This is a genomic window from Leptospira ryugenii (genome assembly GCF_003114855.1).
Taxonomy (GTDB): domain Bacteria; phylum Spirochaetota; class Leptospiria; order Leptospirales; family Leptospiraceae; genus Leptospira_A; species Leptospira_A ryugenii.
On the sequence record NZ_BFBB01000010.1, the window covers coordinates 20079 to 43290 of the forward strand.

The 23212-nt window shown below is 34.2% G+C and carries 21 protein-coding genes and 1 pseudogene; all 22 read right to left on the reverse strand.

What is annotated here, in order from left to right; translation table 11 throughout:
* Nucleotides 1-17 precede the first annotated feature (17 nt).
* The 22 genes and pseudogenes from DI060_RS18325 to DI060_RS18445 all read right to left on the reverse strand — a co-directional run bounded on the left by DI060_RS18325 (nt 18) and on the right by DI060_RS18445 (nt 23114).
* Nucleotides 18-308 carry a hypothetical protein gene (locus DI060_RS18325; RefSeq protein WP_108978463.1) on the reverse strand — a complete coding sequence of 97 codons (291 nt, stop codon included), beginning with the start codon at nt 306-308 and terminating at the stop codon, nt 18-20.
* 9 nt (nt 309-317) lie between these two features.
* Complete coding sequence (locus DI060_RS18330) at nt 318-677, reverse strand: hypothetical protein (RefSeq protein ID WP_108978464.1); 360 nt, start codon at nt 675-677, stop codon at nt 318-320.
* A gap of 6 nt (nt 678-683) precedes the next feature.
* Complete coding sequence (locus tag DI060_RS18335) at nt 684-1079, reverse strand: DUF6941 family protein (RefSeq protein WP_108978465.1); 396 nt, start codon at nt 1077-1079, stop codon at nt 684-686.
* Between the two features lie 394 nt (nt 1080-1473).
* Complete coding sequence (locus DI060_RS18340) at nt 1474-2496, reverse strand: hypothetical protein (protein ID WP_108978466.1); 1023 nt, start codon at nt 2494-2496, stop codon at nt 1474-1476.
* 184 nt (nt 2497-2680) lie between these two features.
* Complete coding sequence (locus DI060_RS18345) at nt 2681-3901, reverse strand: PIN domain-containing protein (protein WP_108978467.1); 1221 nt, start codon at nt 3899-3901, stop codon at nt 2681-2683.
* Nucleotides 3902-4102: 201 nt separating this feature from the next.
* On the reverse strand, nt 4103-6028 hold the full coding sequence (locus DI060_RS18350) for a DUF3732 domain-containing protein (RefSeq protein WP_108978468.1): 1926 nt from the start codon (nt 6026-6028) through the stop codon (nt 4103-4105).
* A complete protein-coding gene (locus tag DI060_RS18355) occupies nt 6025-6525 on the reverse strand; it encodes a three component ABC system middle component (RefSeq protein ID WP_108978469.1) in 501 nt (166 codons plus the stop codon). The genes DI060_RS18350 and DI060_RS18355 overlap by 4 nt, the downstream gene beginning before the upstream one ends.
* A gap of 18 nt (nt 6526-6543) precedes the next feature.
* Complete coding sequence (locus tag DI060_RS18360; protein ID WP_108978470.1) at nt 6544-7722, reverse strand: ABC-three component system protein; 1179 nt, start codon at nt 7720-7722, stop codon at nt 6544-6546.
* A gap of 251 nt (nt 7723-7973) precedes the next feature.
* Complete coding sequence (locus tag DI060_RS18365; protein WP_108978471.1) at nt 7974-8681, reverse strand: Abi-alpha family protein; 708 nt, start codon at nt 8679-8681, stop codon at nt 7974-7976.
* Nucleotides 8682-8714: 33 nt separating this feature from the next.
* Nucleotides 8715-9335, reverse strand: coding sequence for a hypothetical protein (locus DI060_RS18370; RefSeq protein ID WP_108978472.1), 621 nt, complete (start codon nt 9333-9335; stop codon nt 8715-8717).
* 47 nt (nt 9336-9382) lie between these two features.
* On the reverse strand, nt 9383-10279 hold the full coding sequence (locus DI060_RS19100; RefSeq protein WP_244594506.1) for an integrase core domain-containing protein: 897 nt from the start codon (nt 10277-10279) through the stop codon (nt 9383-9385).
* Nucleotides 10280-10328: 49 nt separating this feature from the next.
* Nucleotides 10329-10616: pseudogene (locus DI060_RS19235) on the reverse strand (helix-turn-helix domain-containing protein); the annotation flags it as partial.
* A gap of 910 nt (nt 10617-11526) precedes the next feature.
* Nucleotides 11527-13503, reverse strand: a complete 1977-nt coding sequence (drt3b, locus tag DI060_RS18390) for an antiviral reverse transcriptase Drt3b (RefSeq protein WP_108978473.1) — start codon at nt 13501-13503, stop codon at nt 11527-11529.
* A complete protein-coding gene (gene drt3a / locus DI060_RS18395) occupies nt 13496-14755 on the reverse strand; it encodes an antiviral reverse transcriptase Drt3a (protein ID WP_108978474.1) in 1260 nt (419 codons plus the stop codon). The genes drt3b and drt3a overlap by 8 nt, the downstream gene beginning before the upstream one ends.
* 240 nt (nt 14756-14995) lie before the next feature.
* Nucleotides 14996-16102: a DUF6414 family protein gene (locus tag DI060_RS18400; RefSeq protein ID WP_108978475.1), complete on the reverse strand. Its 1107-nt coding sequence runs from the start codon at nt 16100-16102 to the stop codon at nt 14996-14998.
* Nucleotides 16095-16502 (reverse strand): hypothetical protein, encoded by a 408-nt coding sequence (locus DI060_RS18405; RefSeq protein ID WP_108978476.1) that lies wholly within the window; start codon nt 16500-16502, stop codon nt 16095-16097. The genes DI060_RS18400 and DI060_RS18405 overlap by 8 nt, the downstream gene beginning before the upstream one ends.
* A 1193-nt stretch (nt 16503-17695) precedes the next feature.
* Nucleotides 17696-19063 (reverse strand): TerB N-terminal domain-containing protein, encoded by a 1368-nt coding sequence (locus tag DI060_RS18420; RefSeq protein ID WP_108978479.1) that lies wholly within the window; start codon nt 19061-19063, stop codon nt 17696-17698.
* Between the two features lie 599 nt (nt 19064-19662).
* Entirely contained in the window at nt 19663-20445 is a 783-nt protein-coding gene (locus tag DI060_RS18425; protein WP_108978480.1) for a hypothetical protein, read from the reverse strand.
* Between the two features lie 278 nt (nt 20446-20723).
* Nucleotides 20724-21002 carry a hypothetical protein gene (locus DI060_RS18430; protein ID WP_108978481.1) on the reverse strand — a complete coding sequence of 93 codons (279 nt, stop codon included), beginning with the start codon at nt 21000-21002 and terminating at the stop codon, nt 20724-20726.
* A gap of 511 nt (nt 21003-21513) precedes the next feature.
* A complete protein-coding gene (gene arsN2, locus DI060_RS18435; protein WP_108978482.1) occupies nt 21514-21954 on the reverse strand; it encodes an arsenic resistance N-acetyltransferase ArsN2 in 441 nt (146 codons plus the stop codon).
* A 52-nt stretch (nt 21955-22006) separates the two neighbouring features.
* A complete protein-coding gene (locus DI060_RS18440; RefSeq protein WP_108978483.1) occupies nt 22007-22729 on the reverse strand; it encodes an SDR family NAD(P)-dependent oxidoreductase in 723 nt (240 codons plus the stop codon).
* Nucleotides 22719-23114: an SH3 domain-containing protein gene (locus DI060_RS18445; protein ID WP_108978484.1), complete on the reverse strand. Its 396-nt coding sequence runs from the start codon at nt 23112-23114 to the stop codon at nt 22719-22721. Before DI060_RS18445 ends, DI060_RS18440 begins: the two co-directional genes overlap by 11 nt.
* Nucleotides 23115-23212: the final 98 nt, after the last annotated feature.

A 23212-nucleotide genomic window follows, 5' to 3' on the forward strand; every position in this document is an offset into this window, starting at 1 on the left:
TAGCCGCAGTTCTACATTTAAGTTATTTGATTATTTTTGGTTAAAAGCTCTTTATATTCTTCCGCTGTCATGGGGCAGTTTATAAAATCGAGTAACTCTTTTTTTGTATTAAACTTTAACTGTTTTTTTAATTGTGCAATTAAACTATCGTTGTAGGTTTTGTAGCTTGATCCAGTTGATATTTTGGTTCTTATCGATGTTAAAATTCCATTATGTTCAAAGTAATAGAAACGATGATGGGACTCTATCAATTTGAAGCCTTTTTTGATTAAAGATGATTCAATTTTATCTCTTTCAATATCTCCCATAGAGTAATATCAAATCAAAAGCTCTTTATATTTTTGTAGAATTGTCTTAAGTTTGGCGTCAAGTTTACTAGACTCTAATTTATTAATGTTATCAAAATCCTCATATAGAAAAGCCAAAAAGTTTTCTACTGCTTCCTGATATGTTATACCTTGTTCAGTTATATCTAATTCCTTATTTAGAACTAGATAGTACCCATCTTCAATTTCAGTTTCTACGAGTAATCCCTTCTTTAAACGATCGCTAAAAATTAAAGAAAATTGCTTTCCTAAGTTTCCATTCTCTGACTTTGCAATTGCCTTTGTATTTATCGAAGAGGCATGGTTTGCTTCTGAAGAAAATGTATTATCTAGTAGAATATAATTTTCCATATTTATTTATCCTGCTGTTTGCTTTATTTGGTCTACTATCAATGCTCTTGATCCAATCAGTTCTCCATCAATGTGGAGGGATAGATTATATTTTCCAGGTTTTGGAAATGCCAGTCCACCTAAATTAAAACTTAATTCTACAGTACCTTCTGCATTAACTGAATCAAATTCTCCATTAATTGGAAGAATCACCTGATTGGCCTCTATATAAGTTAGTGTAAGAGCGAAATTATGCTTTCCGACAATATTGGTAAATGCTGTGTAAATAGCCCATGGAGGAAAAATTGCAGGAAACGTTCCCGACATAAACCTATCAAAAGTCCCAATAATTCCCTTTTTATTATTATTTTCTGTAATCACTCTGTCTGCGAAAAGCATGGCGAGAAGGACTGGTTCACTCATATATATTAGATTCGGTTCCTTCTTTTTGTGAGCAATAATATTCTTTGAAATTTTAACCTTTTTCGAAAGTTTCTACCGAATTGCGGCTAACGAAATAGCCTTAACGACGAAGGCTGGCCCTGAGTCCCAACGGGACGGTAGGGACTGGAACGACACTTGCGAATGCAAGGGAAGTGGCAGAAGTCTATGTGGCATAGCCCGAGCGAGGGCGAAGACCCGAAGCGAAGTGTTAAGGCGCTGTTATGCGCAGTTGAATTTTATAAATTATTTTTTAGAATTGCTAACAACTTTCTCTGACTTTTTAGTCGTTGCTTTAGTTGGAACTGATTTTGCGGACACACTATTTTGAAAACTGGTCGCCACTTTCCCGAAAGCGGAAGAATGAGCAGAGGTTTTATCTACTTTGTGACCAATTGACATATTTGCTAATTTGCTCATGTTTTACTCCTGATTTTTGGCAATGTAGAACTGTTTCATCCAATTCAAAAAATAGGATGAATAATATGTCTGAGATACCCGAAATCGAGTCAATGAAAAATTTATCATCTAATTTACCTTTGAAGTTATCAATGCAAAGAAATCCTAGAATTACTCTTTCATGCGGCTTCTCTTTATTTGGGACTAATGAAATTGGGATTACGGCACAAGCATTGTAATAATTATTCCATTTTGGATTAGAATTTGTGTATTTTCCCTCGTCGAAAAGAGATTTTAGATTGTTCGATATAAATTTAGTATCTTTGAAATCAGGACTACAAATTGTATTAAAAGCTGTATTGTCTGTAGCATAGTAAATTTTAGGATGTTTTGCATCTATAAAATCACTCTCTTTACGTTCTCGGTAACTACTGGAATCTCTAATAAATGTTTTAATCAAAATATCATTATCAATTTTTTTAATTAACTTTATAGTAATCGAACAGTCATCCTGAGTTACTTTATCACAATAGATTTTGATGTTATCGGCTAATGTAATTAAAAATTGAGTTAAACTATTAAAAGTATTGGTAGCAATAATTTCATCCACTTTTAATTTTTTCTTAGTAACCATATAATTCAATTCTCTAAATGAATAGATGATATATCTCAAATGGTGTAGGACGTTATGGATTAACTTGCTTTGTGCTGTAATTATTTTTATAAAACTATTTAATTTTTCTTCGATTTTGTAATGTTCGACTGGAATGGTAACCAATCGGTTTACTTTGAATCCATAGTATAAATTTGTTATTACTAAAGATAAAGATAATATCGCTACTGATAAAGCCATGGATATGAATGGAATTTTAAGTGCCTCGAGTTCAGGTGAGGTTTCATTAAAGTATAGGAATGCAATAGGCACTATTCCGATTATCAAGCCGATTAAACTTGATATTCCGAAAACCCATGTAAATAGTTCATTTAAAAAGTTTTTCATAATTTATTCCATTTAGCATTACGCACAAGCCTCAACGACGTAGGCTGACCCTGAAGACCAACGGGAGGTTAGGGACTGGAACGAAACTTGCGCAGGCAAGGGGAGTGCCAGAAGGGGAATTTGCCGCAGGCCGAGCGAGGGCGAAGACCCAAAGCGAAGTGTTAAGTCGCTGTTATACGACGTGCTAAAGACCATTTAGAAAGTTCTGTGCCAATTCATATAATGATTGTCCATCTTTATTTTCCCAATAGAAATTTCCATTGTCGTAGAAATATTCTCCATTGAATTCTGTAAATATCTTGGAGGTTAGAGGAGATATAGCATATTCATTATTATCAAAATTCCATCTCACATTGTTGCTTCTACCTAGTTTTCCAGTAACAATGCAGGTGAGTTTATTTTTGTGATCTTCGAAATTTATTCCGATTGGTAAATTTCTTTTTAGAAAAAGCAGATCATTTTCCTTTATTAATCTATTTTCAATTAGAAGATTAAATGTACGTTGATAATACTTTCGAGCTCTATCTTCTTCCTCTTCCTTTATTTCCCGAACGATTTCTCTATCTGAGCTAAATAATTCGAGAAAATTTGACAATTTAATAATATTAAATGATTTGCCACCAGAATAGTCAAAAAATTCAGTAATCAGTTCAAATCTTGGAAAAAGAGCTTGTTGTTCGCTTCTATAGAACCAATCACTTTTTTCATCACCAGAAATGAATACTAAATCTTTTTTTTGTTCTGCTCCAATCTCTAGAATTGTTTTCCAAATTAAATAATCTCCAATGCCTAGATCTTCTTTTGCACTGTCTTTGAAACCTGGAGGGATTTTATGTTGATAGCGTTTTTCAAGTTCTTTTTTTATATTTATCTTTATTTCTTGGCTTAAATCTAAATCTTTTATTACTTCCTTTTTAAATAAATTTCTATATATTTCGGATACTGGATCATTGAAAGACCAAAGCTTTATTTCTTTAGCTAAAAATGTTATCTGTTCATTATATTTTTCTAATCTATAGTTAATTTCCTTCTCTAATCTTTGAATTTCTTGATAAGAGGCAAGATTTGACAAAATAGGATAATTTCCAATTTTTATTGTTTTGGAATTATTTTTTTGACGATTAATTGTTTGAAATAATTCTTTAATTTTGTTTGGTCTGTTATTCGCAAATTCCCTTGCAACTTGGCCTGGAATAAATAATCTTAGCTGATCTATGAGATTTTTATAGATTTCCGTTAGTTTTACCAAGCTTCCTGAGCTTGTAGAATAAGGAATCAACAAGGCATTTGTATCTATAACAAAAATACATTTTTCTTTAATTTCCTCAACTGAGATAGATTTTATTTCAAATATATCTGAAGCTTTCTTGTAGATTTCATTATTTATGAAAATATCATTTGTCATTTATTTTCTCCTTTTTTTCGCATGTCGTATAAAGAAATAGCCTTAACGACGTAGGCTGGCCCTGAGTCCCAACGGGACGTTAGGGACTGGAACGACACTTGCGAATGCAAGGGGAGTGCAAGAAGCCTATGTGTCGCAGACCGAGCGAGAGCTTGTCCCGAAGCGAAGCGTTAAGGCGCTGTTATCTGCAGTGCCAGTTTTTTAAGTAAGTAGATTGGTTGGAATTAATTTTAGTTTTCCATCCCACCATTTTTCTACGACATGCTTTTGATACCATGGATATGGTAAATCTGCATGATCAGTCAGTATAATTTGGAATCCTGCATTTTTAACAAACGATTCTAATAATTTAAACATTTTAATCACTGAAATATTATCTGTATTTTTTACTTTTTTGTCTCTAGTTTGAGGGGGGAAGAATGCTTGAGTAGGTTGATCGAAGAAAATGAAGTTTGGTATTGGTAGTTTTTGTTCTGCAAACCATTTGTGGAATACCAGGTAAGTAATTAGATGGATAGATACCCAGTTTTCCCCGCTTCCCATCGTATTCATTGGTATTGGTCCTTCCTTAGTATCTGCAACTACCGTTAATTTTTTTAAATCAAATCTGAAAGGATACTCTGAGTGTTCTAATTTTAGATTCTTAGCGGCCTTAGATATTTCACTTGAAATCAATGAAAGTATTGAATTTAACTTTTGATCTATAGATTCATTCTCAATTTGGGTTTCAAGATTCGAGATTTTTTCCTTTAACAGAATTAAGTTAGAGTTTTCTGGTTTATTTGGAATGAAATCTTTGATAGTATCATAATAGTAGGAGATTCTTCCTCTTACTAAATTTTTTAGATTTTGTTGATCATTAAATTCTTGTATGCGTATAGTACTATTTTTTAATGAGATTATTTGTTGGTTAATTTGATTAAGATCGTTTTTTAAAATTTCTTTTTTTTCTGCAGATCGATTAATGAGTTTTTGAAGATGAGGTAAGTCGGAAGAAAGTTCATCTAATTGTTGGTTAATTCTTCGTAAATTCTTGTTTATTTCAATAACAGTTGGGATTTTTTTATTTAACTTTGAATTACATAAAGGGCAGGTTGGATTTAGACTTAATTTCTCTGGTATTAGTCCTATGCTTTCTAATCTAGATTTTTGTTCACGATTTTCATTGCTATATCCGCTTGCATTTAACTGCAGATTTTTATACTCTTCAATATCCTCACTAATTTTCTTATATTCTTCTCTGAGATTATTATGAATTGAATTTAGTCGATTTAATTCATCTTGAGATTGACTTTCTGGAATTCTGTTTTCATTTATGTTCTCAATTGCATTCAATAAAATTTGCTTTATCTCAGCAAAATCAGCAGAAAATTCTGTATCTTGATCTAGTAAGCCTGCGGAAATTGCCTCAGTTATCATCGAATGTGCCGTTGATACCTCATTATCAATATTTTTGAAATTTTTCGTTTCTTCTGATTCAATTTTATTTAATTCTATTTTTAATTTTTTCAATTCATCTTGTTTCGCTAAAAAATCTAAGGACACGGCGCCAAGAAAGTAGGGCATATAATCTTTTATACTTTGAGGTAAGAAGGGCTCACCTTGTCTATGAAACAAAAGATTTTTATTGGCTATTTCTCCTTGCTCTTGAAAACAGTAAATGAGTGCTTTGGAAATATTCGCTAAGCCAGTTTGTCTCGTTTGATTCGGTTTTAGTTCGTGAGAGTATTCAGTTATATTGCAGAATTCATTTAAAACTGTAGTAAGGCCTTCTAAATTTATATTCTGGCTTAATTCAGTATTGTTTTCAATATTGATTCGTTTTCCCCTTTCAATATAGATTTCTTCTGACGTTAAATATCCATTTTTTGGATTTTTTCTCGCGATGAAAATTTCTTCAGATTTTTTTGACAATATAATCCCGTACCAAAGTGTATTGTTAGGTATAACACCAGCGGGTATACTGCTTTTGCTAGCTGCCATACAATAGTTTACAATATGAATTAACGCTGATTTTCCTGTTTTTGAGCCACCGGTTATAATATTTAATGTATTTAACTCAAAAGATAAAATTCTAATTTTACCATTTTTTAAAAATAGTATTATCTGTTTTAATTGAACATTCAAGGTTTTACTCCTAGCAAAGCAAATATTGTCTCGGGTTTTCCTGATATAGAAATCCAACGCCCGCAAAATGCTGCTTTTTCAAAACATAGATTAACTTCAGGAGTAAAACCAATGTTATGGTAGTCTGACTTTTGGATCGTTTTAACTGGAGTAAGATTTTCATCTGAAAAACGGAATAGATCGTGGGAACAGCCAAATAATATCGCCTCGGACACATAAGGTTTTAGAGATTTAGTGCGCTTTGGATATGATATTCTAAATCTAGTATTTTCTTCTTTGGCTAGCCAACTTCCAAATTTAGTCCCAAGAGTTTTAGGAATTGCGAATCTAGTTTGTTTGTGCAGTACTATAGATGCTATTAAATACGAGAAAACGTACGGCATATTTTTTTTTGACTCGTGAAAAAATCCCTGTGCCGAAAAGTAAATTATTAATGATAAGAAAGCTGGGTTAAGTAAGTTAGCTTCCTCTAAATTTCGTTCAATCCAAATTTTCATCTAACTTATAGCTCCAGATCAAATTAAAGAGTCTAGTAAAGATCTGTAGTCTGGATGCCAACCTACTTTCTTATTATCAGATAAGATCTGTAAAGAACCTCTGGTTATAAATGCTTCATGGCAATTTACTCTTATTGGAATATTTGCCTCTTGTTCAGCCCATCTATATAATTTTTTAGCTAGTTTAATTTTTTCTTCATTAGAAGTATTATCTTCAAGTTCATCAAAAGTTGCCTTAAATAAAATGTCCCATTCTTCTATTAATTTATTTTCATATTTTTCTATATCCCCAACTAATAATAAGTCTTCCCTTATCCATCGAGATCTTTGTTCAATGGCTCTATAGTAATTGTTGACTGCAAATGGGATACGATTAGTATTTATATTTGCAAGTTGTAACTGCTTTACAAAAATATAATTCTTATATATTTCATGATCTACAATTGCATTTACTAATTCTGAATCGATCGGAAGGTTGTCTTGCTTAAATCCTTCCCGTAATTCATTTATTTTTGAATCGATTTCGTTACCTGGTATCATAATATAAGAATTTGGATTTTTAATATCTTTTAGAATTCGCGAAAACCACCATCCTTCTAGATATTCGATGAAAATATTTAATTTTTCTCGATCACAAATTCCCCATAAAGAAGAGTGTAAGTTTTTAGTTATTCCAGCATGATCAATTGCATTATCAATAACAATAATTGTATCTAATAAATTAAGTCTTTCGTTCTTATCTAGAGCTTTAAAATCTGAAAATATTTTTTGAAGATCCTTGTTTTTTGAAGTTAAGGAAACATTGTGAAAAATTTGCTCGGCAGTTGTAACATTTCTATTTTCAAGTTTAAGAAAACTTAAAGCACTACCATCAGCTGCTTTTGAAGTAGTAATCAAATATCTTTTTATGTCGGAATTGTTGAAGCCAGATTTCAATTGATCAATCCATATTCTAACTGATTTCCAAATATCTAAGCTACTATCTGTTAAATTCGCAAACCTATTTAGATGAAGTTTTGTCTGTAATAACTCAAAACTCTTTCCTTTTGATTCGAAATGAATATCATCCAGCGATTCAATAAAAACTATTACGCATGGATCGTTTTTTAGTCTATTGAGTGTTTCCAATAATGCCAGTCTACATTGATATAGGTAACCAGCCAATGAAGGACTCGCCGAAAATGCATTTACTGTCATTTTGATTTATCTCTTTTTATCAGTTTCGGTAGATTCTTGTAATTTATTAAAAAAATGGCATTACAGATAACGAAATAGCCTTAACGACGTAGGCTGACCCTGAGTCCCAACGGGACGTTAGGGACTGGAACGACACTTGCGCAAGCAAGGGGAGTGCCAGAAGCCTATGTGTCGTAGACCGAGCGAGGGCTTGACCCGAAGCGAAGCGTTAAGGCGCTGTTATACGCAGTAGCGTTTTAGAGTATCAGTCATTATAAGGATTCGAAGACGTCTGGTATGCTTGCTTCAGCAAATAATTTGCCAAATTCACTTAGTTTTCTATCTGATATCACTCTTCCACCAATTTGCATTCCTGTAGCATTTCTAATTGGTAAATCATTCTGCGTTTTCCAAGTTCCGGCTATTGTTAAGCTATTTAAATGATCCATGTACATCCAAATCTTATCAGGAAATGAAAGTTTATTTAATGGAAATTCTTCTTTTGTTGTACGAAGATTAATTATTTGATTGTTAACGTAATCCCATTCTTGCTCTACTCGATAACTTTGTCTTTTTAAGTAGAACAAAATTATCGCTTCATCTTCGCTTAATTGTTGGATAATTTTAGGAAATGCAGGATGTGCTTTATCTTGAGTTGTCTTATCTATAGCCTTTGCTAGTAAATTTGAAAACATTTCTCCGATTATAGATTCATTTTCAATGTATACCATCGATTCAATGATAGGACCTACTAACTGCGGATGTCCTTCTACTAAGTTTTCTTCTTTGACTTTCCCGGCGACTTTTTCTAGGAACGCTTTCCACCTATCGTGTTTTGCAGCCAAATAATCTATACCAGCAAAGGCAAATCGTGCTACTTTCACTGAATTTTTTAAAAGGTCGCCAATCTCCTTTACGGATGGACTTAGTAGATCTTTATAAATTTCTTTTGCTACGATCTTAGACTCTGATTTTCCCATTATAACTTTCCAATTTATTGGTTTATAAAAATACTATTGAAATGCAAGTTTATACAATTTTTTTCCTTGGTCACTTATTTTTATTTGACTTCCATTTCTTTGCGATAAGCCAGCTGTTGTTAAGTATCCTTCCCGGAAATCTCGTGGAACTGAAATATTTTTTTCTAGATCGGTATTATTTAAAATTTCTTTAAGAAATTGAATTCCAAGTATATGTAAGTCGTAAACAGTTAAAGTTAATATATAAAACTCATCCCAAGTTAAAATACCATTTAGATATTTGTCGAATAGTTTTGAGTATACTTTTATTTTTTCCTCTTCAATTGATTTATCTATAATTTCTAGCAGATGATTTGCAATCTTTTCTCTTTTATCGGGATCGCTAATTTCTAATTTAAAAGCAGCAAATGCTTCAGAATTTTTTACATTCTCAGATGATTTGATGAATAAGGTAAATTTTCTTATAAAAAGTTGATCCTTAATGGTGAATCCAATTTTCCCAAGACTAATAACTGAACTAACTATTGGTATATCTTTTAATACACCGTCCACAAGGTCTAGATTATCAATTGCTACTTCACCCAAATTTGAAAGAATGCTTGCAGTTTCTGGTGTGATACTATCGATTAATTTTTTGTTTGTTTCGAATTCCATTATTATCCTCTATTTATTTTGGTATGACTTCAAGAGATAGGTAACGGTTATGCGGCGTGAGAAGGGTAACGCTTTTTAGTAACCTTTCTTGGTTTATGAACTTTGTATGAATCTGGGTCAGAAATAAGCGAGAAGAAATCATTGTCTATAACACCTAATTTGTTATTAGCAAACCAGATGGAATAATGATCACCCTCTCTTTTGATTCCGACATTGAACCCATTGAACGGATTACCGATCATGATGAGATGTCCAAGCCAATTGATGTAACCTCTGTCGTTAACATGTCTCTGTTTGAATCCAAAAGGGTAAGTGAGTAAGAGATCAGCGTTAGGATCAAAAAGCTTTTCTGACTTCACATAGACTTGTTCCGGAGTTTTCATGTTAAGAGACTCGTGTGGTCTTTCTCTGTTAAATTCAATTCTCCATTTATCGAAGATTTTTTGGTGTAATGTAATGTTTCCAACGATCTCATGTTGTAGTTCACGAGCCATGTCTTTATGCATACGTTCATGAGCGCCATTCTGGTAAGGTTTTCCTGGTTCAATCCGATCGAGCTTAATCCCCAGAGAGAGCCACCAAACAGATAGCTTGGTTAGACCTAGAAGGGATTGCATAGAAGCAAAAGGCGGTCCGTTGTCAGATCGGATGATCTCAGGAAGCCCATAGATCTTAAATAACCTAATGAATTCGGCTTTAACAGAAGGGATATCGCCTTTGCTCAGGGTCTTGATGGACAGAATGTATTTGGAATAATCGTCTCTGATTGTGAGAGGGTTAACCTTTTCTGAATCAGCAGTATACCACCATCCTTTGAAGTCTACAGTCCAAATATGATTTGCGTGAGTAGACTTTTCTGGTAGAGAAATCCTTTCTCCCAAAATGTTTGACTCTCTTTCTCTTCTTCGGTAATGTAAGTCCAGCTTTTTGGAAGATGCGATCAAGAGTAGATTTGTCTGGAGGTTTTACATCTGGAAACTTTCTCTTGTAAAGTTCGAGAATCTTCTTTGATCCCCAAAACTTCTTATTGTTCTTGAGCTTAATGAGCTCGAGAACGACATCTTCCGGAATCTTCTTTGGTGAGCTCTTCGGAGTTCTCTTCTTGTCGAGAAGCCCAGCTTTTCCCTCGGTTAAAAACCTTTCTTTCCATTTGTATCCACACTTTGTAGATATCCCGAATTCTGCACAGAGCTGAGTGAAATTAACTCCTTTCTCAAAGCTCGCCATAACGAAATCCAATCTTAAATCCACGACCTGATTCTCCTTCCAAGGCATCCCCATAGCCCTCCTAAAAAGGTGTTCTAGGGGATGAGAAACCAGAAAGTGTTACCTATGTCTTGCTACAAAAGTGTTACCCATGTCCTGAGGCATACATTTAAACACTTTCGCATAACGAATTAGGATTACCGACGTAGGCTGACCCTGAGTCCCGGAACGGGACGTTAGGGACTGGCACGTTACTTGCGGATGCAAGGGTAGTGACAGAAAGCCTATGTGTCGCAGACCGAGCGAGGGCGAAGACCCGAAGCGAAGCGTTAAGGCGCTGTTATCTGCTGTGCCGCGCCCCCGATGTCTAACCGAGCGAAGCCACGGAAGGCGTCGCCGGTTAGCGAATGCCTATCTAATCTTTGTCTTTAGAAAACTCAGCATTCACTTCACCTAAGGCTTTTCTTTGCTGATTAGAAAATTTGCGAAAGTTTCGAATAGTTTCTCTAAGACCTTTCGTGGTCTTAATTTGTCTTAGCAATACTTTGCATTGATCAGATTGTGAAACCAATGTATTTTCCTCTTCCGGTGTAAGATATTTGGTTGGTAAAACTGAAATTGAATGATTCAAGAGTCAGTTAAAGTTTGATTTATACTTTTGCTTGAGAAGCGTTAAAAAAGAATGCGGATAAAATTCGACTCGTCCTGGAAAAATGCCATTCATTCCTGTAGGTGTAAGTTTTAGTTTTGCGTCCCGAACGCGTAGCGTTCGGGCGAACCGGTTCAAAGAACCGGAGCAAGCTAAATATGAAATTAAGTGATGACAAATGGCCCTCATCCCGATCCTGTGTGTGCAAATAAAATATTCGCTCTCTTTCATTCTATTCTACTTAGCTGCCGCCAATAGAATAAAAATCAAAGTTTGCCGTCAAAGATGGAAATTCATTGACGTTAAGGGCTTATTGGGCGCTTTTCTAATTAAAAATTACCCATACGATAATTCCAATTCTTTTTTCTCTAAAGCAATCAAAAGATCAAGTTCTTTCCACTGTATAAACCAATCATCTATCTCATTATCCGATAACTCTTTCTCAAAATCCACTAAGGCAAGCGATGCAGAAGACATATGAATCTTACACATATTGAGAATTAAGGATTTTCTATATCCATTATCAATGAAAGGACAAGCTATGGTATCCAAAAACAAATAAGCTAATTCTGCATTTTCATTGATCTTTTCTAAATTTTCTAACTTTTTATCTATTATCTTTAAGGCTTTATCCTTTAATAAAGAATAATCCTCATTGTTTTTCACATAGTATAAAAAAGACATCAGATCAAAGTAACTGACTTCATCTGAGTCAAAATTAAATATACTATCGATTACCTGAATGGGCAGAAGATATTCATCTCCCAATTCTCTAATTGCCAACAGAATATTTAATTTTTCTAATGGAACAAACGCTATGTAATCATTATCTTCAAATTTATAGTTATGAAAAAACTCCCGAGAAAGCTCAACCGTTCGTTCTGCAATAAGCTCAGCGTGCTGCGGAAAATGCCCCTTAAAAAACCGGTTCACCATAATTAAAATTTGGCATAGTTTATATGAAGAGTTCACCGATGGCTCTAATGCATAAAAATAAAAAGAAGCCTCTAAAATAAGTAGAAGACTATTTTTATAATCTCCATGTTTAGTTTCTGGATCTGCTTGACGAGAAATACCATCCATAATTTCTAAAGCCCTATTTCTAAGTGATGAAATAATGTATCCGCAAGCAATTGGAAAGCTATCCTTCATCTCGGCGCAAACCGATTTAATCCTATGAATAAAATTTCTCTTGAGCTCATCAAGATGGTGTATTTCCAAAGGAGAAGAAACGTTGATATTGCTAGAATCTTTTGTTTCGAGAATAAACTTATTATAAAATATTTTAATCTCAGTTTTTACGTCTTGTATTACTTTCGATTTGACAGTAAAATATGGTCTTTTGTACTTTTCTACTTTTAACTCATTAAAATATAAATTGTATTTTGACAACTCGTCGGAAATTTCTTCTCGAATTCTGCGAACTGTTGATTCACTGTTAGAATAAACAAAATAATCATCTACATAACGACGAAACACGTAATTGTCGTTGAATGATAATTCATATTTGGTTTTCAAATTATTAATTACAGTAATATCAATTTTCTGGAGAATAATCTCGGCAAATATCCTGCTAACCTCGGGGCCAATAAGAATACCATTGGTTTCCCCATGATTACTATTCTGCATGAGTTTATCAAAACTAGCACCGAAAGAATTTGCTTTCTTATAGCGCTTTGTAAAATCTTTTGTCTTTGTTGCCCATGAAATAGTGTGCGTATAAATTGAAGAGAAACACTTTGATATATCTAGAAGCCAAAGATTGGAAAATCGCTTTTCATAATTAAGCATTTCCTCCGAATCAAAATATTTATAGATTCTATCATACCCTTTATACGCAAAGTAAGAACTTGGATGAACAATTTCAGATTCTTCATTTTCTAAAAGAATTTTATCAGAACGAAATTTACTGATTTTTTTGGCACGATCACTTTTATAATAAAATGAGGCTCCTACTGAAACGGGGGCTCTTAAACTTACTTCGTTTCGAGATGTATAATAGCAGATAAGACGACCATATGTTTCGTAAAATTCCACCATTAATAATTGTGAAGATGGGTGCAATAATGATAAGATTCTAATTGAATCAGCGCTTTTTCGAATTTTATACTTATATGGTATTTTTGCCCAATCGGAATTATCTCCATCTACTCCAACAATATATTTCATTGTTTTCAATTCAATACCCGAAGATAACTTGCGATAAAAACCTTCATTCGAAAAAATGATCGGAACTTCATATGGAGATGTCTCTGAAATAATTACGCGATAATAGTCGCCTCGATTAATTTTCTTCAGTCTCTTTTTAGACATATTCCCAACACCGCTTTATCTTGCTTAACCTACTAGGAGAAAAATAATGAAACACCTTGTCTTTAAACCCATTCCTGAAGCTAAGCTTAAGCAGATTGCGTCGCTCCTGTTGGCTTAAGATTGTAGAGATTTTCGAATAAATTTTTCCCTTCGGCACGAGCAGAATATTCCGAAAGAAATTATCGAGATTTGGCAACACTTCACTCTCAGTATAATTTATATATTTGTAATTGTAGTAAATACCGCTTTTTCTTTTTATCCCATTTCTTCTATCTAATAAGGAAAAATTACCCGTTATGAATTTTACTCTATCAGTTAAAAGTCTTAGATCTTGATTACGATGATAGTCTAATAGAGATTTAATCAGTCGAGATTTGAATTTATTTTTTTTGCCTTCTGATATATCTATTTCAATACGTCTCAGGCTTTTTTGTTTATGCTGATAATCCTCCAGCAAGGTATGTAACTTAAAATGATATCCTAAATAATCTAAAGTTTCGATAATATCTGTTGAACCTTTATTCCCAGTTTGATCAACTGTGATAATCTTTGTCTTAGTTGTATTAAAGGAAAGTCCAGTGGGCAAATCATCTTTCAGCTTCTGCTGTAATTTACTTATATCACTTACTGGGTCGACTATCAAAATTATATCATCCACAAATCTTTGGTAGAAATATATACCTTGAAGATTCGAAATAGTTTTATCATATTCATTCAATTCGAATTCAGCTAAAGTGGCACTTAATGGTAGCCCCCTGGCCAAACCAGTAATTTGCTCTCTTTTCAAAAAGCTAAAGAAGCTTTTCAATAGTTGGTAATTTTGTCTTGAAAGAAATAAGTTCTTATTAACTTTTAAAAGAATTGAGTCTGTGTTAACAGATTCATAGAAACTTTTTATATCTAGTCTAATTACCGTATAAGGATGCGTTTCTTTTAAAAGTGAAAGTAAAGTAAATATAATACTATCTCGATCAATCAGCTTAAAGTTGGAAAAATATTTTATATTTTCATTTATTTTTCTTAAAACAAGCTCATCAGAAATGTCTTCCAATTGATAAATTTTCTTTTTATTTTTAGTAGTAACGTTCAATCCAACAGGAGTTGTTTCAAAGCCTTCTTTTGCTCTCTTTTGCGCTAGAGCTAAAACTTGATCTTTCACCGAATTATTGCTAAGTCGATTATCATGATAAATATCGCTCCTATTGATAAGGCGAGATAAACTTACTTTACTAAATGTTTGATCAAACTTCATTTTTAATAATATTTAAAGCCTGCCACGGATGGCAGGCGCTATAATGAGGGGGGCGCGGCATTGCAGATAACGAACTAGACTTACCGAAGTTCCCCGACCCTGAGTCCCGTCGGGACGTTAGGGACTGGCATGTAGCTTGCGTAAGCAAGGCGAATGCCAGAAGGGGAATTTGCCGCAGGCCGAGCGAGGCCTTGTGCCGAAGCGTAGCGGTAAGTCGCTGTTATGCGATGTTCTGGTTTCTTACAATTCATGATAAATCGCTATTGGATCGATTATTATTTCGTTTTTTAGTCTGCCAGAAAAGTGTGCTTCTACACCTGAAAAAGCATTTAAGATTTTTTCTAAAACTTGTTTGATTACTTCGTCATCATCATTTTCTGAATCGACTTCTCTGTCTATCCTGTCTTGAACTTCTTCTATAGTTTCACTTTCAGATTGAGTAATAATTCCAACTAAAGTTAATGGTTTCTCTGTTTTGAGTGCGTATTTTTTAATCAGCGCATTTTCGCTTTCACGTAAGTATTCTCTGTTAACTATTGTTGAAAACAATATATCTGGCAAAAGGATTCGAAGCTCAAGTATATCGCGATATCCAAAGTTTAACAGGTATTTAATATTCTCTAGAAATTGAGGATCTTGGTATAGGTTATTTTCTTTAGCTAATCGGCGTGCGTCTGCTAAGTATTGTAATTGTGCCTTTAGTCTTGCTATTTGATTACGATCCTTAGTTTGTTTTGCTTCTTCATCGACTCTTTTGACTATTTCTTGTCGTGAATCATGAGTACTTACATAGGTAAGTGCTTCACCAACTTTGTTAAAATCTTCAATTACGGAGGAAAGAAATTTTGAATCGAGAAATTTCGCAGTTCCTGTTACTTTGATAAAAGTTTTGCCTCTAAAAGAGGAAATTGCAGTATTCGAATTGGTCGCATCTACAGTAAGGAGCCTTTCCATTGAAACTATTTGTTCTTCAAAAAGAGTATAGGCGAAATCATGTAGAAATTTCCTCTCCATTTTTCCTTTTTCCATTGTTGCTATTTCACCTATGCTTCTGCCACTAAAGAATTGAGATGTCTGAGTTTGTGTTTTGGAAGAAATTTGCTGATCTGAACTTAGAATATAATCTGTCATGCCAGAAAATAGCTGAGATGAAAATGAAAATAGCTTGTATTCATCCAAATAAAGAAAAGATCTAATTGGTGAAGTTTTAACTGGCGGTTTTTCATCTTTTGTATGAGTTTTTGCAAATTCTTTGATTCTATATTCTTTATATAAAGATAGAAATAGAAAAGCTAATGTAGCTAGAGAAAATACTCCAGATGTAACCGTTATGGCAATATCAATCATGTAATTTTTCCTCTTGATGATAAATTCTCCATGTATACAGCAAAATAGATATTGAACCAATGGCTGACCCAGCCTGAATTATCTCAGGCCTAACAGCATTTGGTTCAATAATAGAATAAATTGAAACAATTAACATTAGTGAACAGAATATAACGTATAAAATAGATATTGCAAAAATAGTTTCAGCAGTAATATTCGTATTTCTTTGTGGACCAAATTCCTGAATATTAGAAATACCTAAAACTAGACCAAAAGTAATAATATCTGATTCACTTAAAAGAATAGATAACTGGGCTTTCTTAAAAATTGCAAAAGCTATGAGCCTTGCAAACATAGGAATTAGTCCCACTATTACAGTATATAGAAGCCATCGTCTTTTTGTTAATTTATTATTTGGCATAATTATATTGTTTCAGAATTTCGCATAACGTGTCAAGCTAGCCGAAGTGCGAGGGTAGCGAGCATTTGCCCGAGTTCTGATGCGGCGCGCGCACTTTTGATATTCCTAATTCTGCGCGCGTCCGCACGAGCGAAAGAATGAAGCGAAGCGAAATGATTCGCGAGAAGAACGAGTGGCTGAGCACCGTAGCGAAACGAAGTGCAGCGGAACGGCTAGCGGAAGTTATGCGAAGTCCGGCCGTTTTGCTTGGATACGAGTGCCATTCCGGGATGGACGGTGCACGTAGAGAAGCCGCGCGCCGACAGGGCATTCGCAAGATGACCTGGCTACGCGAAGCTGAAAGACCCTATTGAGGAAATGGCCTTACGGGGACGCTGCTGCAAAGACATGAGTAATCAGATGCGAATACTTCCTTACCCGCATATCCAATGCCGCACGTGTTACCGAACATGCTATGGGTTGGGATATTATACCCAGGCCGGATTCCCGTGTTTGTAGCGTTGTCCGTTCCACAGATGTGAAAGGCGTGCTTGGCAGACGGATTGGAAGCGTCCACATAGACCCCGCTCAGGACGGCACCGAGGTTTACGGACGAGCACACAACGTCACATGGGCGAGCCGTGGGATTTGTAGCCGTCTTAGCAGGAACCCAGAAAAGTGTTGGATTAATACCCGCCTGTCCCGGGTTAGCGGAGACATTTGTTGTCCCGAAGACGACTAACGTTACTGCGAGTCCTAGAGTGAATTTGAACATGGTGTACCTCCTTTTGGTTACATGTCATTGACATTTCTTTTAGAAAAAGAAGTCCGATTGCTGGATAAATGTGATTGCATCTGCTCTCAAGCCATTTCGGCAGACCGCATGACGGCCGGATTTCGCATAACGAACTAGTCTTCCCGAAGTTCCCCGCCCTGAGCCTGCGTAGTAGGCGTTAGGGAAAGCGGGGAATTTGCCGCAGGCCGAGTGAGGCCTTGTGCCGAAACGTAGCGGGAAGACGCTGTTATGCGCTGACGCGATTTCACAAATTTCCGAATTATTTATTTTATTTTTTTTAAGAGTTTTTCTTTCCGTTCAGAGTAAACATCTGCTTCATGTTGAAAAGCAATTGCTTTATCACAGATCTCAATTGCTTTTAAGTATTCTTTTTGTTTCTCATAAATAATTGAAAGTCGGCTGAACGCAGGTATTCTACCTATGAAGCCAGTTTCACGTATTTTTTTTCTTCTTGTGTTGAAAAAGGGATTTCCATAATTTCTGCATATTCTTTCGCTCGTGCGATTTCAGTATTAATATACTGATTTTCCATTTCAGCTAAACTTTCAATATCTAAGAGACAATACTTTATACAATTGTCTAAATATTTTTGATCAAGGTCTCTGTAGTGATAATAAAAATCCTGTAGCGAAATTAAAGTAAAATGTCTTTGAAGTAGATTCCCGTTTGTTTTATTGAGAGAATCAAGCAGTTCATTCTCCCTTTTTTCATCAAATTTCGGTAAATCCTTCTCATTTTTTTGTTTAATAGACTTATCAATTAAGCCTTCTTTCCTCATTGCAGTAATTTTTTCTTTTACTATTTCATGTGTACTCGTAAGTATTTCATTTAGTATCTTCTTTAGTTTTATACTTGAAGAAATAATTGGAACTGGAAAAGACTTATCTCTTATTGAAGTGTTTGCAAAGATAGGTAACTCTTGCTTTGGCAGTTTGGTCAGATCCTCTGAATTTAAAATATTTGAGAGCAATATTTTTTTTTGTCCATATGTATCGAAAATTTTGTTTTCCATCACTTTTTCGAATAATTCTGGATATTTTTTTATGTAATTTACGTTTGAAAATTCAAAAGTTTTTGCCATTCTAATTATATCTTTAGAGGAGATGGGTAGATTAAAACTCAAGTAGCATAATAAAAATAGATTATCTGAGAAAGCATATTCAAATGACTTGTCAATAGAATTTACAAAATCAAGTGCTATCTCGCCTTTTTGTTTTAACATGCTTATTAATACCAGAGCGTTAGCGGAATAAGATTGGAATGACTTATTCGAATGCACATCACGTAGTTTGATTATGACATTTAAGGCTTTTTGATAATTGCCAACCAGTAGATGTCTCTCAAGACCATAGTATAGAATAAATACAAATCCAATATCGATATTAGGATTATATGGATTTTGCAGAAGATTGATATAAACACCTTTTTGTTCCGGTGTTAAACCAGAATACGTTGGAAAATAAGGTGGTCTTTCGATTTTTGAAATATCCGAAGGTAGTATGATTGGTTGTTTTGTATATATCAGGCTTGGCTCTTCTTGACCAGTCATCTGAATTGTAATATTATATCCGTTGTAATGAAACGTATTCCTTTCTGAGTTTTCATTTGTGTAATTTTTTAGAGGACCATCTGCAAACCAAATTAAATTTTTCAAATCTTCATGTATGCTAATAGGTGGATTTTTAAAATTTGCTATTTCATTTGTATGGTTTTGTGCTGGTTGGTTTTTGCCGTGAAGATTCGAGGTTTCCTCTTCTTTTTTATTAAAGATATCAAATAATCCCATAAGATTTTCCTTTTAATTTGTTAATTTTATGAAACCTATTTTCGCGTTTGCGCATAACAGTTAATTCCAGACTTGCGATTATTTGTCTTAATCTCACAACTGATGACAAGTATTATGCGCTTTATTAATCGAAAACTAAAAAAATCGGAAAAGCGTAAGTGAAATCATTTGTCCTAGAAATTGAAGAGACCAAGGTTGAAAGCTAAGTTCTCTTTAAACAATATTCTCTAATCTTCGCGATATGCTTGGCTACACTTTCAATTTCAATTATATGCTACAAAAGTATTACCTATGTCTTGATTCCTACAGTCACACAATGATATATAACGCGCTAAGCAAGAAGAGGATTTAGAGTCGGAGAGAATCCTGTGTATACAGGAGACATGACGGAGAGGAACATAGCGATGCCCAATGGAGGGGACAGTCCCGAAACGTAGCAATAAGGTGCTGTTAGTCGCCTCTATTGCAATTTAAATTCAACTACAGTATATGCTTTTTTCTTTGAACTCGGTTTGACTCTATATTTTCTCGTACTAACTAGACATCTTGTAAAGCATGTATCTCCAAATTGATAATTGCCGGAGTGAAACGGCATGTTTTTACTTCATTAGCATTCGATTTTCTGTTAACCATAATTCTATTTTTAAAGATTTTCGATCAGATAATCTTAGACCACTAAAACCATTTGTTCTGTTTGTTAACATTTCTTGGAGAATTATCCTTTTACTTTCTAAATTCACTTCATTGAATTTTTTGTTTAAACTGTAGCCTATATAAGGGAAATGATCCTCGGATTTTATAATCGGCTGACCAGGTGTAAGCTCATTAAGGTATAGTTTTAATTTTTCTTTGGTTTCAAAATATTCATAATTTAAAGGATCTGCTAAATTTAGTATCTGATTTATTTGATCAGAATGATAGTTAATTAAAAGATTTTCAAGATCGACATCTTTATCTAAGTCTAAAACATTTTTTAATCTTTCAGACAAAGTATCAGCCTCCCACTCACTCTTAATATATCTGTCTGACTTACTAAAATCTAGTAATCCGTTGTAGAATTCCGAAACTAATGTATAGGTGTTAACGATCGGATTCATTAAAAGGTGAATTTTATTGTATGCATCTGTTAATTCCAGTTTAAAATTGCATTTGTTGTCATTAATCTTTTCATAACTAAGTGTAGTTCCAGATCCTTCTTCATCAATAAAAAATGAACAGAATTTTTGACCTTCAATAATTTGTTCAAGCCAGCCGATTAGCTCGGGGAATGGGTCCAGCCAGTCTGAGGCTCGAATTTGCCAAATATCTTCCTGGGAAATTACATCAACATGTATCCATCCTGCAACTGAGTCTTTATAATTTACTTTAATATTGTTTTCCATTTATTCCGAGTTTTTTTAAACGAGTTCGTATAACGCTATGTTTGTTTAATCTTTTTAACTTCGAAAGAGAAAATACAAAAGACCTAATTTTGCAAAACATTTTTTCACGTATAACATTTCTACCATCGTAAATTGGCAAAATTTTGAGTAGTTCTCGTTTCAACTTCTATTTTGACACAATAAGCAACGTTCGATAATAGTTATTATGTCGCATAACTACCGTTATTTGGTAAATTGAGATTTTAAGTTAAGCTTATCGAAGTCCAAGCAAATGTCAATCATTTCTTATGGCATGTCATTGTGCTAGAAATTGCATAACATATTGATGTGGCATTTTCGCAGCGAATAACTGCACCAAGAGCGGAGGCAAATCCGCCTTCCTCCTGATTATCTGTAAAGCTTTCTATTAATTTTACAGCCGGAGAGTTATCACCAGCGATGATTCGAATTTGCTTACACACTAAATCATTCCCAGAGATCTCTTTGATTTTTGCATCCTTACTGAAAATGGAAGAAGTGATAGTTAAAAGGAAAAACAATAAGACAAATTTCTTCACAACCAAACTTTCCGAAAGGCGAGATTTGGGTCACCAAATATCTCGGACTAAAAAACCGATCCATGACTTCATGAAGGAATAATTTCGATGCACGAAGCTCTTCAAAAAGATGCCTTTTTTATGGAGAAAGGCTAAACTCTGGAGGTTTCTTTCTTTTCCAATAATTTTCGATACTTAAAAACAATTCGGCATTCTTTTGTTTTTTTCGTTTGATGAAAATGCCATTGACTAGAAATTCCTTTTTTTAACGGCTCTTATGCAAACGATCGTGCAAATTCTATCCAATCCTTTCCCAACTGGTGCAGAAGTCACACATTCCCACTTCTGCCTAAAAAGGCGAGCAAATCCATTTTTCTTCAGTGATTTCATCCAATTGAAAATCGTATTCGTCTAGGTCGGATTTTTCATTTTATATATAAGGGAAGGGGTAGAGAATTACGGTTTTGGGCCCGAGAAAATCAAAATTATTTCCAAAAAATAAATTCTGAATCTTTATTCCAAGGATAATAGCTTATATAGCTTTGTGCATTAAAATCGCAGAAGATGGGCATAAATCTCTAAACTGAGATGTTTTTTGTATTTGAACAGGTGCATTTTTTCTATTCAATTCTTTAAATCCAAATTTAGCAAAATACTTATCTGCTGATGTAGTGAGTAAGTAAATTTCAGAGACCTTTTCGTTTCTTGCAAAATCGAAAATCCTATTTATCAGAGACAACCCTACTCCATCTTTTCGAAATTCTTCTTTAACACAAAGAGATCGAAGCAAACCAATAGAATTAAACCTTTCTAGCGCAACGGAACCTACAATTATATCGTCAAACTTTGCAACAATAAACTGAATGGAGGAATTCGAATCAATATCTTCCACAGGCAAATTATACTCTTTAAGAAGTAAAATAATTTGTCCCAAGTCGTCTATTTGGGCAGGTTCATACCGAAGGTTTTTCATAGTCGAATATTCAAGTAGTCTTTAAAGGTTCACTTGCGGTTTAGATTAAACTCTAAACATTTTTATCTGCCATTGCTGGCATCGTTATTTCTTTTACGCAAGAATAAGGAGTAGTGGCTAAAACAAATTTTATAGCTGCGATCACATCTTGAAGTGGGATAAGAGAGCCTCCAGTTTTTTCTGCAATGAAATCAATATCTTTTTCACCTTGATATTCTGTTGCCAAATACCCTAAATTTAAAACAGTCACCCCTATTTTGCTTTCCCGTAAATTTTCTCTTATTGCATGCGCTATACCGCGAATAGCAAATTTTGAAGCAGAAAAAGAAACTTCTCTCCCATTGTGATTATCTAATCCCCAAGTAGAACCTATGAGGATAATTTTTGCATTCGTAGACTTTTTCATATTTTCAATGAATGCTTGAATTGATAGTATACATGATGTTATATTAGTTTGAACAATCGATGATATTTCCCGAGAAGTATTCTCTTGAAAATTATATTCCTCTGAAAATGCGGTAGATTCCCAAATACCAACATTATAAATCAAGCAGTCGATTTTTGAATCTCCAATAACCTTTTTTATATCATCTATAGCCTTGACCGGCATTGACAAGTCAGCTTTAATCCACGTAATATTCTCTCTACTTTCATTGATTAAAGGATTACTCCTAGAGACACCAAATACGACATCTTTAGGACCAGGGATCTCATCTGTTATTTCCTTCCCGAGGCCTTTACTAATTCCGAAAATGAGAAAAGTTTTACCTTCCATCTATCCTCATGATTTTCTCATCAGGAATCCAACCTTCCTGATTTGTATTCACATTGCGGACCCAAGTCCAGCCGTTCATGGACTTAACTTTTTCAAGCTTAGCGCCGACATCAGCGTTCAATTCTTTTGCGCTATACTCTCTTAAAATTAGACCTTTTTTTTCTTCGTCTTGGCTTTCAATCAATTGAATTAATTGCTCTGGGACCCATCCGCCTTTTCCATTTTTTTTGCTCACCCAGATCCAGGTTTTCCAATTTTCCTCCGGAGCATTGCTCCCAACTTTGACAACTTCTCCCTTGGTTAAATCTATTGGATCAGGGTATTCTGTTCGATGCTCTTGGATACATTTGTAAATGTCTTTGTTAAATTGATCGATTTGATTCATAATCTCATGGTTAAAATGTTTTATTTATTCAAGAAGCAAGAATTCACTTAACTGGTTTTGTCAGCTTCTTAGAGGAAATTCTTCTCGTATATATTTAG

Coding starts and splice junctions, on each gene's coding strand:
- DI060_RS18365 (WP_108978471.1), bottom strand. CDS start 8,681: ATGGGAAAATCAGAGTCTAAGATCGTAGCAAAAGAAATTTATAAAGAT.
- DI060_RS18355 (WP_108978469.1), bottom strand. CDS start 6,525: ATGAAAATTTGGATTGAACGAAATTTAGAGGAAGCTAACTTACTTAAC.
- DI060_RS18360 (WP_108978470.1), bottom strand. CDS start 7,722: ATGACAGTAAATGCATTTTCGGCGAGTCCTTCATTGGCTGGTTACCTA.
- DI060_RS18345 (WP_108978467.1), bottom strand. CDS start 3,901: ATGACAAATGATATTTTCATAAATAATGAAATCTACAAGAAAGCTTCA.
- DI060_RS18330 (WP_108978464.1), bottom strand. CDS start 677: ATGGAAAATTATATTCTACTAGATAATACATTTTCTTCAGAAGCAAAC.
- drt3b (WP_108978473.1), bottom strand. CDS start 13,503: ATGTCTAAAAAGAGACTGAAGAAAATTAATCGAGGCGACTATTATCGC.
- DI060_RS18425 (WP_108978480.1), bottom strand. CDS start 20,445: ATGGAAAACAATATTAAAGTAAATTATAAAGACTCAGTTGCAGGATGG.
- drt3a (WP_108978474.1), bottom strand. CDS start 14,755: ATGAAGTTTGATCAAACATTTAGTAAAGTAAGTTTATCTCGCCTTATC.
- DI060_RS18370 (WP_108978472.1), bottom strand. CDS start 9,335: ATGGAATTCGAAACAAACAAAAAATTAATCGATAGTATCACACCAGAA.
- DI060_RS18445 (WP_108978484.1), bottom strand. CDS start 23,114: ATGAATCAAATCGATCAATTTAACAAAGACATTTACAAATGTATCCAA.
- DI060_RS18405 (WP_108978476.1), bottom strand. CDS start 16,502: ATGCCAAATAATAAATTAACAAAAAGACGATGGCTTCTATATACTGTA.
- DI060_RS18340 (WP_108978466.1), bottom strand. CDS start 2,496: ATGAAAAACTTTTTAAATGAACTATTTACATGGGTTTTCGGAATATCA.
- DI060_RS18400 (WP_108978475.1), bottom strand. CDS start 16,102: ATGATTGATATTGCCATAACGGTTACATCTGGAGTATTTTCTCTAGCT.
- arsN2 (WP_108978482.1), bottom strand. CDS start 21,954: ATGAAAAACCTTCGGTATGAACCTGCCCAAATAGACGACTTGGGACAA.
- DI060_RS18335 (WP_108978465.1), bottom strand. CDS start 1,079: ATGAGTGAACCAGTCCTTCTCGCCATGCTTTTCGCAGACAGAGTGATT.
- DI060_RS18325 (WP_108978463.1), bottom strand. CDS start 308: ATGGGAGATATTGAAAGAGATAAAATTGAATCATCTTTAATCAAAAAA.
- DI060_RS18440 (WP_108978483.1), bottom strand. CDS start 22,729: ATGGAAGGTAAAACTTTTCTCATTTTCGGAATTAGTAAAGGCCTCGGG.
- DI060_RS18420 (WP_108978479.1), bottom strand. CDS start 19,063: ATGGGATTATTTGATATCTTTAATAAAAAAGAAGAGGAAACCTCGAAT.